The following is a 10,684-nucleotide window of genomic DNA, read 5'->3' on the forward strand; positions in this document are numbered from 1 at the left end:
TGAAGGATGGCGAGCTGATTCCCGGCAGCGACGGCTTCTTTCGGCTGACGACACTCGTTGAGGATGGCCAGTTCCTGACACCACTGCAGTGGCGGCCGGCAGGGCTCGGCCCGGAAGCGATGATGTCAGCGCAGATGATCGCGGTGCAGATGGCGCTGAAGTCCGCAGTTGCCGAGGTCGAAGACGCCGTCCGTCGCGTGGAGGACAAAGTCGAGCTCGTGCTGGAAGTAGCCCGGGCACACCGCGCCGGTGACGTCCTAGGCAATAACCTGACGATCTCGCGGATGGTTGACTCGTTGGAAAAGTACGGGTCGCTCCCCGATGCGTACTGGGATTCGGTGGCCGCCTTGGGCCCGGCGCTCAACGTCGCCGTCGAGCAACTACGCAACCACGTTGTGCGGATCCTGGCTTCGTTCGATCACACCCTGCCCGTGCAGCAGCGCGCCGCGAAGCTACGAAACGCGATCAACGACAACCGGCTCGGCGACGCGTTGAGCCTTTTGGTGATCGCGGAAGAATCGCTGCACAAATGGCAGCGGCTGAGCCTCGCGCGAATCGAGGCGACGCAACCCGAGCAGCTGTTGCGGGCGATCGATGAAGCTCGCGAGCTCGTCGACCACCACCTTCGGGAAGACATCCACATCTACCGGGACGCCAAGGAAAGATTGGACCGCTTCGCGAGGTCAGCGGCCATCGACGGCTTCCGATTCTCATCGGTGCGAGAGCTGGCCAAAAAGCGCTGCGCCCTGCGCGACGAGTTCGACAGTTTTGCGAAGGCGCGCCAGCACCAGGTCGAGACCTGGGAGGACTTCCACGTTCCGAGCCTGCTCGATGCCGCCTTCGCCACCATCGAAGCCGCAGCAACCACCACGAACCGGGTACTTGCGGTGGTCGGCCGAGGGCTCGTCTCCTTGGGTGCACAGCTGGCAGAGCCGTTGCGGGGCAAACATGCTGACGAAGGACCAAATATAGAGCACAGCAAAAGCTTTGAATGTCTGGCGGCCAGCGCTGGAGTCGAGGAACCCGACTCGTCGTGCTCGACTGAGCGGTCATGCTAGTCACGGCACTGCAGTACAACTGATTCTGAGAAGGCCTGCCGCTACGGCGAGTGATCAGTACAGTTAGATCCCGAAGGCTCGACACTTCGCATGCTGTCCGACACAGCCGGGGCCTGGAGCCCGGGCGCAGGGAGTCGTCGTTGACAGTGGTCGAGGCTGTCTCGACACTCCAACCGTACGGCCGTCAGCCATCACCGGCGCGCGGCTGACTGGTTGGGATGCAAGGGAGCCGGCCGTGATCGACCTGGGACTATCGGGCAAGCGTGCGGTGGTGTCGGGTGCGGGCTACATCCCCGAGCGCGCGGGCCACGGCTGGTTCACGTCGTTGGCCCTCGCTGAGGCGGGCGCCTCGGTGGCCTGTATCGATATCGACGAGGAGCGCGCGAATCGCGTCGCCGGCGAGATCGTCGGCAGCGGAGGCACTGCCATCCCGATCGTCGCCGACATGACCGACCCCGTGCAGGTCGGTCGGGCGATCGACGACGCCGTCGCAGCGCTGGGCGGTGTCGACGTGTGCGTCGACACCATCGGTGGTGCGACCTGGTCGAAGGTCGAGGACTTCCCAACCCAGTTATGGGACGCGGCAATCCACTACAACCTGACCCAGGTGTTCTACCTTTTTCAGGCCGCGGCACGGTACATGATCGCCCAGGGCAGCGGTGGATCGTTGGTCGCGCTGGCGTCGGTCGACGGCATTGCCTCGGCGACCTACCACGCCGCCTACGGCGCCGCCAAGGCCGGCGTCATCTCGCTCGTCAAGACCTTCGCAGACGAACTGGGCCGGTACGGCATTCGCGCCAATGCGGTCGCGCCGGGCAATGTGGGCTCCGGCAACGAGGACCAGCCGCCGAACGAATACGCCGTCGATGGAATCAACCCGCTGGCGGCGCCGCGCGCGCACGACGTGGCCAACGCCGCGTTGTTCCTGTCCTCCGAGCTGGCTGCCCGCATCACCGGTCAGACACTCATCGTCGACGGTGGTGCCACCATTCGGCAGCTGTGGGGCTTGCCCGCGTCCATGATTCCGCCCAACCCCGACGAGGCGATGCCGGACTTCATGAGACCGGGGCCTTCTGAACCTGGCGGGCGCGGCTAGCGCGACTGGCGCTGGTGCACCATCGGCAGGCCGGGCACCGAGCTTCTGCCCTTGAGCACGTACGGGGTGAGGATCGAGCCGATGTAGACGTCGCGCATGTCCTGCCCACCCCAGGCGATGCTGGTGGGACCGCTCAACATCGCACCGTCGGGGTCGTCGAGTACCACCGTCGCCGTGCCGTCCGGGCGGATCGCCACGATCCTGTTGGCCAAAACGAGTGTGACCCAGAGGTTTCCCTCGGCGTCGAACGCGCATCCGTCGGCCACCCCCCACCGGCGGCCAACCTGCGGGTCGGCAATGAACCGGCCGTGGTCCGGGCCGAACTCGTCGGGGCGCCGGCCACCCAGCGGCGGGCCGAATCGCTCCGGCGGGCCGAGTGTTTCGCCCTCGATCGGAAACCGCACCACGTCGGCGGCGAGCGTGCGGACCACGTACAGATAGTTTTGATTGCGATCCAGCGCCATGCAGTTGGGGAAGCTCACTGCATCGGCGACCACTCGCGCCGATTGGCGATCTGGTGCGACGCGAAAGATGAACCCGTCGGGGGTGCCTCGCGCGATGGTGTCGACGAGATCGTCGGCCACCGTGCTCACCGAACACCACAGCGCCCCGGCGGAATCCACCAGAACGAAGTTTAGCCATCGCAACGGGCGTCCATCGATTTGTCCGCCTATCACCGCCGTGATCGCGCCGGTCACCGGGTCGAGATCCTGCAGCACACCCGAGCCGAAATTGGCGATCAGAAAGTGGCCGTTGCGATCCAGCGCGATCCCGTTGGGCTCGCCACCCGCCTGCCCTATGCGGCGAACCGTGTGCTCATCGATCAGTTCTGCGACGGCCGAGGCCTTGTCGGAGGCGAACACCTTGCCATCGCCAGCCACCACGACGTGTTCGGGGCGCTGGACGCCGCGCCCGACGGCGTGCAGACCGGCCACTGCGATGGGAGTATCACCTGTTTCGGTCATCGATGTCCCTCGGACGTGTGGCAGCTGCTTGTGAGGCTATCGGAGGGGTATGGCTACCGACGCCTGCCCTTCACTGCTGCGCGAAGATAGGGGTCGCACCGTGTTGCACGGGTTTAACCCGACGCCTGCCGACCGCCGCGGCCGTCACGCCGGTAGAAGGTGATCGCTGAGAACCATTGACCGACACGCCCGCCTCCGAGCGACTTTTCAGCGACGGCAGGCACGGTGGCCGATGAACGAGTGCGTCCCTCGCGCATTGCCGCGACAAACGCGTGCTCCACTCGCACGATCCCCGCAGCAAACTCGCCAGCGTCGGCGCTCAGCCGAGGGCTTGCGGGCGGGCACACCGTGCAAGGTTACGGGGAAATCGATGCGTCGCTGCACTTCCCGGGCTCCGGTGGGTGAAACGGCGTTCACCACTTAGCCGACGTGGCGATCGCCCTTGCCGAATGCTGTTGTCGTAATCCGAATCGGTGATCTTGGGTGTGCCCGAGTGGTAGGTGACGGTGTTGCTGTAGCCGCAGACCGTAAGGATGTCGACGGTGGGGTCCTTCTTAGCTGAAGATCTGAGGCCACAGCCCGGAAGGCCGCGACAGACGACCGTCCACGCGGCAGAGGACGAAAGGCGTGGGCTGACGATTCTCGGCGGCATTGCACTGGAGACGGAGCTTCCTGGGCAAACGCCTGCGTAGCTTGTCCCCACCACCCGATACTGTCCACAGCTAGGAGAGGAGGGGTGTGGTGAAGTCGCTCGTCAGCGAGAGGTTTGGCAAGTACGAGATCAAACGCTTGCTCGGCAAGGGCGGCATGGGTGAGGTCTACGAGGCGTACGACACCACCAAGGGTAGGACCGTCGCGCTGAAGGTGCTCACCGACCGGTACGCCGAAGATGAATCGTATCGGGCGCGGTTTCTGCGCGAATCGCGTGCCGCAGCCATCCTGCAGGAGCCGCACGTCATACCGATCCATGACTGGGGAGAGATCGACGGCAATCTGTACATCGACATGCGGTTGGTCCGGGGACAGACGTTGCATGAAATGCTTAAACGCGGCCCTCTTGATCCGCACCGCGCCACCGACATCATTCGCCAGATCGCGGCAGCACTGGACGCTGCGCACGCCCAGGGGCTGATCCATCGAGATGTCAAACCGCAGAACATCATCGTAACACCGGAAGATTTCGCGTATCTGGTGGATTTCGGCATCGCTGAAACACTCGGTGACACGCATTTGACGATCGCCGGTCACCAAGTCGGCACCTTTGACTACATGGCTCCCGAGAGATTCGGCGACCAGGAAGCAACGCAGGCTGTCGACGTCTATTCGCTCGCCTGTGTCCTCTACGAAGCGTTGACGGGCGCCAAGCCGTTTCCTGTTCACAGTGCTGAGCAGGCCATCGGCGCTCACATGTCGTCGCCGCCGCCGCGACCAGGTGCCATCAATCCAACCGTGCCGGCCGCCTTCGATGACGTCATCGCCCGCGGCATGGCGAAACACCCTGATGACCGTTACGGCAGTGCGGGAGCGCTGGGACGCGCCGCCCAGCGTGCGCTCACCGATGAGCGGACGAACCCTTCCCTCGTCAATACTTTGGCAGGGCCTCAATACAGGAGTGGTCCCCCTAGTTATCCGCCGTTAAACGCCGAGTACGCCTATCCGGCAACGGGTCCAACGCCTGTAGTTGCCGCCCGGCAAGGTCGCTCACGACAATTCCTGGTAGGCACCGCCATAGGGATCGCAGTGGCGTTGGTGTGCGGTGTTGGCGTGATCATCGGCCTTCTTGCCGACAAACATTCCAACAGCTCGGAGCCGCCGACCCCGTCGCTGGTGCCTTACTCCACTCCGGCGCCGACCTGGTACTCCACTGAGTCGTCGTCAGCGACACAGCCGGCACATGCACCCACTACCCCCACCTCTGTAGCGCAAGACCCACTGCAGGAGCTCCGGGAGATCGCCACTGACGACCGACCGTTCGTCAACGCGCGGCTCACCGACAGCTGGGTGCCGCAATTGAGTTCTAAGCGACCCGGCGTCGTCGACAACGGGATGGTCTGGGACAACGCGATGACTCTGCAAGAGCACCTGCAACTCAGGCAGCGCTTCCCCGGAGCGAGACTGTTGTGGTCCGGCGACTGGTCAACCTTTTCGGCACCAGACTTCTGGGTCACCGTCGCAGGCATCACCTTTGGCAACTCCGCAGGTGCGTTGGCGTGGTGCCGGGACCACGGATTCGACCGAGACCACTGCGCCGCCAAGGTCGTCAGCACAACGCATGGTGTTGACGGCAGTACGGCCTACAACTGATTTAAGGACATCAAGTCGATGCGCGGAAGCTTCCGATGATCACACCTGAGTCTCCCTTTTTCGACGTACCTCGTGCCGAGTGGATCGCGGCTAATCGATCAGCCTTCGCGATCTGGGATGCACATCCGGTAAATCCGGGACACGCTTTGGTTGTCTCACGGCGACAGATTAGCGATTGGTGGGAGGCGACGCCTGAAGAGCGTTCGGACATCTTCGAACTTGTCGACATCGTGCGCACGAAAATTGACGAACTCCACAGTCCCGACGGTTTCAACGTCGGTTTTAACGCCGGCCGAGCCGCCGGCCAAACTGTTGATCATCTGCATGTGCACGTCATTCCCCGGTTTAACGGCGACGTGGCGGACCCGCGCGGTGGGGTGAGAGCGGTCATTCCCTCAAAGGGCAACTAACTGGCGGAGCCTGCCGCCGACGAATCGACTACCTCTGACTTATCAGCGCCAGGCCTCGACTTCCGAACGCCGGTGCTAATAGACGGCCAAGTGCGACTACTTCTTCCTGCCCTCGTTCACCATCTCCGCAAGGTCGAATTTGACCGTATCGAGATCGTCGTCAGTTTCATCAAGATGTCGGGCCTCAATCTGCTCATCGGACCGCTCGAAGACGCGCTTGAGCGGGGCGCACATATCCGCATCCTAACCACCGACTACCTCGGCCTCACCGAGCCCGCCGCTTTGGCGCGTCTGCACGACTTGATCGAAGACGATCCCGAAGCGATGAGCGTTCGCCTATTCCACGACCCCGAGGTGAGCTTCCACCCGAAGGCGTACTTGTTCTACTCGGCGGCGGGCAGCGCCGAGGCGGCATTCGTTGGGAGCAGCAACCTCAGTCGGCCCGGCCTAGACGGTGGTATCGAATGGAACCTCCTAGTCGGTGCCATCGACGAGTTGAAGCAACGATTTTTGAGCCTGTGGCACGATCACCGCAGCATCCCGCTGACCGACGAACTGATTGCGTCATATGAGCCTGCCCCCATTTGGGTCCCCGAAACCGTGGAGGTCGCCGACGTTCCAGTGTCGCCTCCTGTACCGCGGCCCATACAGGAGGAAGCCCTGCGCGCCCTCGCCCAAACACGAATCGATGGCTTCGGCGCCGGAATGATCACGATGGCAACCGGTCTGGGTAAAACCTGGCTGGCCGCCTTCGACGTGCTGCAGGCACGTGCTGCCCGTGTGCTGTTCATCGCCCATCGCGAGGAGATCCTCAAGCAAAGTCGTGACGTATTCCGCAAGGTCAATCCGAAGGCCTCGATCGGACTGTACTTCGGCGACGAAAAGCAGCCGGAAGCCGACTTTGTCTTTGCGACAGTGCAAACGTTGTCCGGCAGGTTGGACCGGTTCGCTCCCGATACCTTCGATTACGTCATTGTCGATGAGTTCCACCACGCCGCGGCCGCGACATATCGGAAGGTGCTCGACCATTTCACACCTCGGTTTCTGCTCGGCCTGACCGCGACACCCGAACGCACGGACGGCGCGGACTTGCTCTCGTTATGCGCCGACAATTTTGTCTTCCATTGCGATCTCGTCGAGGGCATCCGCCGCAACGAACTCGTGCCGTTCCACTACTGGGGTGTGCCGGACCTGTTGACTTCGAACCGATCCCTTGGCGCAACGGTCGATTCGATCCCGAAGCACTTGAGCGAGCCGTTGAGACACAGGAACGCGCGCAGTCAGCATTCGATGAGTGGCAATCGCACCACGGTGCCCGGACTCTGGCATTTTGCGCGTCGGTGCACCACTCCGACTTCATGAGCGACTTCTTCCATCAGCGCGGGGTTCGATGCGCGTCCGTGCACAGTGGCTCCTCAAGTGCGCCGCGTCATCAGTCAATCGACGAGTTACGCAGTGGCGACCTGGAAGTGATCTTCACCGTCGACCTCTTCAACGAAGGTCTCGACGTTCCTGATATCGACACCGTGCTCATGCTGCGGCCAACAGAGTCGTCGATCATCTTCTTGCAGCAGTTGGGCCGCGGCCTTCGCATTCAAGACGGCAAAGACGCGCTCGCGGTCATCGACTTCATCGGCAACCAACGTTCGTTCCTGCTCAAACCTCGCACACTATTGAGCCTCGGCCGACGAGAAACACCTACCACGTTACAAGTCCTTGCCGCGTTAGAAAGCAAAGACTTTGATCTACCGGATGGCTGTTCGGTCGACTACGACCTCACGGTCGTCGAGATGCTGAAGGCGCTCTCGCGCACCAGTTCGCGCGACGCAATCGAAGAGTACTGCCGCTCATACATGCAGGAGGAAGGGCTTCGGCCGACAGCAGCGCAGACCTTTAGGGCTGGCCACGACCCCGCTGTCGTGAATGGAACCTTCGGCAGCTGGTTTAACTTTTTGCGTGCTGTCGATCTGCTCGGCGAGCGGGAGGCAGCGGTAGTGGATGCCTTTGGCGATACGCTGTGCGCAATTCAGGTAGAGAGCATCACCAAGAGCTACAAGCTAATCGCCATTCGGGCATTGCTTCATGAGAACGCGCTGCGCATCGGTGACGATATCGCCAATAATGCCGGCGTGTCGCGGCGACTATTGTTGGCCGACCCCGCCTCGCACGTGACGTACCCGTCAAGGAATTCCCGGACCTTGCTATGGCTTCAAGCGAGAAGTGGGCTCAATACTGGCGGAGGTGGCCGATCGCCCACCTCACCGGCACCGGGCCTGATGGAGCTGGCACCGCAAAGCTGTTCCGGCTTGATCGGGACCGCATCGTGCCGACCTTTGCGGTCGACGACGAGCTGGGCGATGTCTTCGACGCCATGGCCGCCGAGCTGATCGAGTATCGCCTCGCGAGTTACGTGCTCAACAAGGAGAAAGCGACGACACGTTCGTGGACATGCCGGCTCGCGTACGCCGACGGGCATCCAATCATCCGGCTCGATCGACGGCAGTCGCCGGACTTACCGACTGGCAATGTTGACTTCATCGCAGACGGAACGGATTACAGCGCCTCGTTCACAAAGGGTGCCATTGCGTTCGCGACACGGGCGGATACCGCCGGAAACGCCCTGCCGGGCTTACTTCGTGGTTGGTTTGGCCCGTCGGCGGGCCACCCCGGAACGACACACGCGGTCAAACTGGAGCAAGTCTACGGCACACTGCTCCTCCGGCCCGACGATTCAGCCAGCCCCGGCCTCGACGTCGACTATGTCCCTGTCTTCGGCGATTATACGGTCGCTTGTGGTCCTGGAGCTCAGCAATCGTGGAGTGACCATGCCGCAACCGAAATTCCCATCAGAAGGCAGGGCGACCGCCGCCTGACACCATTGAATTACTTCGTCTGCTTCGCCAAGGGCGACTCGATGGACGGCGGGCCGAACCCGGTCAAGCACGGTGACCCATTACTATTCGAGTGGATCACAGGCAGGTCTGCTCGGGACTACGTCGACCAACCCGTCATCGTCGAGACTGCCGGCAAGCACGGAGTCGCAGGGACATTGAAGGTGCTCCGCCGCGAGGGTAGCGGTTACGTTCTGGAGTCCAACAATCCGTTGGTTGCACCCATTTATGGTGAGCCCAACATGCGGCCGGTTGCACACCTCGTTAGGAAGCTGGATCAACAGGACATCAATCCTCTGGCCTCGAGGATAGGCGAGCAGTTCAAGAGTACAGATGTTCCTGCCCTGTATGGCGAGGTCTACAACCCAGGAAACTGGCGCTCGGGCCACGTCTCGCTGAAAAGCTATGCGATTCTGTTCGTCTCACTGGAGAAACGTGCCGACCGCACGCAGTACACCGAACACTTCGAAGGCCCGGACGTCTTCGTGTGGAGTTCACAGTTGACGACCTCACCAGAACGCAAGAAGGGCAAGGAAATTCTTGATGCCCTAGAGACAGGGAAGCCCATCGAGTTATGGATGCGGCGGAAGGGAAACGACCCTGCATTTACCTACCTTGGTCGCGTGATCCCAATCAGTCACGAGGGAGCCGAGCCAATGTTGGTGAAGTTCCGACTGCTGACGCCGCTGACCGGTGAGCTCCAGTCGCGCCTCGGGTTCAGTGCTCACAACTTCAATCCGCAATGAGCGGAACACAATAAGTAATCCGACCGCCGAGCGGGGACCAAAGACTTTTCCCTGCAGGGCATTGGCTCGACAGCGCCAGATATGGTGCAAATGTCAAGAAACCGTCACTCGCTTGCTGCGCTTGATGATCGGATACGGTTTGTCACGGGCGGCGATCACCCTCGCTGAATGGAGTCATCTGCAGCTGAGAATGGACCGCGTCGCCCCCGGTCACTTCTGCAGGTCGCAAGATGACGGCGGTTCGCTCGCCGGCAACGGGCATCAAAGCCGTACTGTCACTTCACACGTCGCCGAGAAAGAGATCGCTTTCGCTTTTGCATTGGCCGATAGGCATCGAACGCATCTTTGCTGCTGACCAGCCGGTGAGGTCGATGAGGCGCCCGTTGGCGCTTCCCACTGAAACTGGTTACGACTCAAGTTTTTGTTCATCTCAGTCCTCGGTGGTGTCGCCCGCGAGCACCGCGAGGTCCTCAATAAGCCCGGGATCGGCTTGAGCGCGGCGCAATCGCGGCAGAAACTCTGTTTTGGTCTGCCAGCGGAGGCTCCGGGCGCCAACCGCAGTGAGAACTGCGACTGGTCGGCCGTTGACCGTGATGGTAACCTTCTCCCCTTCTTGCACGCGCCGAAGCGCTCCGGCCGTATCGTTACGGAGCTCACCAGATGCCACTTCAGACATGCTACGAGTGTGGCATGAACGCAGTACCCGTGAAGGCGCCGCGGCACACGCGGGGCACGGTGTAACCGTCTGTTGGCCTCGACGGCGGGTCACGTGGCGCCGCCAAAACCGTTCAGTCCCGTATCAAGACCGCGGCGGCAGCACCTTAAGCCACCCATCCGAAAGCACTTCCGGCAGCTGCCCATCCGGATCCCGGATCATTGCCGAGCCCTCGGTCACCGTCGCAGCAACCACCGCTCCCAGAACTCAGCAACCTTCTCCGTCACTCCACCGAGGTCGGACACCGAAAACGATATGGGTGTCAGCCCCACCTGGTCCATAACGCGTTCGGCCCCGGCGCGCACTTGACGCTTGGAGTACTGGATGAGCTCGAGGACGAAATTGTCCCGAGCCGTGGGCGACGACTCGCCGAGCCCGGTCCCGACACGCCGTCACCCAGAAAATCCGAGGTGAGGCCCCAAATCTGAGTCATACTCCGGCCGTGCCCGGCGACACGGTCGCGAACGGATCAACCTCGTCGGCGCCGGTGTCCCGGCGC

10 protein-coding genes and 1 pseudogene are annotated in these 10,684 nt (G+C 62.2%); 7 read left to right on the forward strand and 4 right to left on the reverse strand.

Annotated elements, in window-relative coordinates:
- On the forward strand, positions 1–1,058 hold a 1,058-nt coding region (locus tag ACLP9N_RS03830), incomplete at its 5' end, for a hypothetical protein (RefSeq protein WP_442406145.1).
- Between the two features lie 235 nt (positions 1,059–1,293).
- On the forward strand, positions 1,294–2,154 hold the full coding sequence (locus tag ACLP9N_RS03835; protein ID WP_442406146.1) for an SDR family NAD(P)-dependent oxidoreductase: 861 nt from the start codon (positions 1,294–1,296) through the stop codon (positions 2,152–2,154).
- Here ACLP9N_RS03835 and ACLP9N_RS03840 read toward each other — a convergent pair.
- Together ACLP9N_RS03840 and ACLP9N_RS03845 are read right to left on the reverse strand one after the other, a co-directional pair.
- Complete coding sequence (locus tag ACLP9N_RS03840; protein ID WP_442406147.1) at positions 2,151–3,119, reverse strand: SMP-30/gluconolactonase/LRE family protein; 969 nt, start codon at positions 3,117–3,119, stop codon at positions 2,151–2,153. The genes ACLP9N_RS03835 and ACLP9N_RS03840 overlap by 4 nt on opposite strands.
- Before the next feature lie 319 nt (positions 3,120–3,438).
- Positions 3,439–3,771 (reverse strand): DUF3060 domain-containing protein, encoded by a 333-nt coding sequence (locus ACLP9N_RS03845; RefSeq protein WP_442406148.1) that lies wholly within the window; start codon positions 3,769–3,771, stop codon positions 3,439–3,441.
- An 89-nt stretch (positions 3,772–3,860) separates the two neighbouring features.
- Here ACLP9N_RS03845 and ACLP9N_RS03850 point away from each other — a divergent pair, with 89 nt between their 5' ends.
- The 5 genes from ACLP9N_RS03850 (at position 3,861) to ACLP9N_RS03870 (ending at position 9,470) form a co-directional block, all read left to right on the forward strand.
- The gene (locus tag ACLP9N_RS03850) at positions 3,861–5,423 is read left to right on the forward strand and encodes a serine/threonine-protein kinase (RefSeq protein WP_442406149.1); all 1,563 of its coding nucleotides are present in this window, start codon (positions 3,861–3,863) and stop codon (positions 5,421–5,423) included.
- A 35-nt stretch (positions 5,424–5,458) separates the two neighbouring features.
- Positions 5,459–5,833 carry an HIT family protein gene (locus tag ACLP9N_RS03855; RefSeq protein WP_442406150.1) on the forward strand — a complete coding sequence of 125 codons (375 nt, stop codon included), beginning with the start codon at positions 5,459–5,461 and terminating at the stop codon, positions 5,831–5,833.
- A 90-nt stretch (positions 5,834–5,923) separates the two neighbouring features.
- Positions 5,924–7,195: a DEAD/DEAH box helicase family protein gene (locus ACLP9N_RS03860; protein ID WP_442406151.1), complete on the forward strand. Its 1,272-nt coding sequence runs from the start codon at positions 5,924–5,926 to the stop codon at positions 7,193–7,195.
- Positions 7,192–8,220, forward strand: a complete 1,029-nt coding sequence (locus ACLP9N_RS03865) for a DEAD/DEAH box helicase (RefSeq protein ID WP_442406152.1) — start codon at positions 7,192–7,194, stop codon at positions 8,218–8,220. The genes ACLP9N_RS03860 and ACLP9N_RS03865 overlap by 4 nt, the downstream gene beginning before the upstream one ends.
- On the forward strand, positions 8,157–9,470 hold the full coding sequence (locus tag ACLP9N_RS03870) for a DUF3427 domain-containing protein (protein WP_442406153.1): 1,314 nt from the start codon (positions 8,157–8,159) through the stop codon (positions 9,468–9,470). Before ACLP9N_RS03865 ends, ACLP9N_RS03870 begins: the two co-directional genes overlap by 64 nt.
- 430 nt (positions 9,471–9,900) lie before the next feature.
- Here the strand turns inward: ACLP9N_RS03870 and ACLP9N_RS03875 are convergent, their stop codons facing one another.
- Both ACLP9N_RS03875 and ACLP9N_RS03880 read right to left on the reverse strand, forming a co-directional pair.
- On the reverse strand, positions 9,901–10,146 hold the full coding sequence (locus tag ACLP9N_RS03875; RefSeq protein ID WP_442406154.1) for a type II toxin-antitoxin system Phd/YefM family antitoxin: 246 nt from the start codon (positions 10,144–10,146) through the stop codon (positions 9,901–9,903).
- Between the two features lie 123 nt (positions 10,147–10,269).
- A pseudogene (locus ACLP9N_RS03880) lies at positions 10,270–10,535 on the reverse strand (VOC family protein); the annotation flags it as partial.
- Between the last annotated feature and the right edge of the window lie 149 nt (positions 10,536–10,684).

The organism is Mycobacterium sp. (assembly GCF_052144515.1).
Classification (GTDB): Bacteria; Actinomycetota; Actinomycetes; order Mycobacteriales; family Mycobacteriaceae; genus Mycobacterium.

What these genes read in the sequence shown, in the direction of transcription:
- ACLP9N_RS03840 (WP_442406147.1), bottom strand. Translation starts at nt 3,119, where the DNA reads ATGACCGAAACAGGTGATACTCCCATCGCAGTGGCCGGTCTGCACGCC.
- ACLP9N_RS03845 (WP_442406148.1), bottom strand. Translation starts at nt 3,771, where the DNA reads ATGCCGCCGAGAATCGTCAGCCCACGCCTTTCGTCCTCTGCCGCGTGG.
- ACLP9N_RS03865 (WP_442406152.1), top strand. Translation starts at nt 7,192, where the DNA reads ATGAGCGACTTCTTCCATCAGCGCGGGGTTCGATGCGCGTCCGTGCAC.
- ACLP9N_RS03875 (WP_442406154.1), bottom strand. Translation starts at nt 10,146, where the DNA reads ATGTCTGAAGTGGCATCTGGTGAGCTCCGTAACGATACGGCCGGAGCG.
- ACLP9N_RS03855 (WP_442406150.1), top strand. Translation starts at nt 5,459, where the DNA reads ATGATCACACCTGAGTCTCCCTTTTTCGACGTACCTCGTGCCGAGTGG.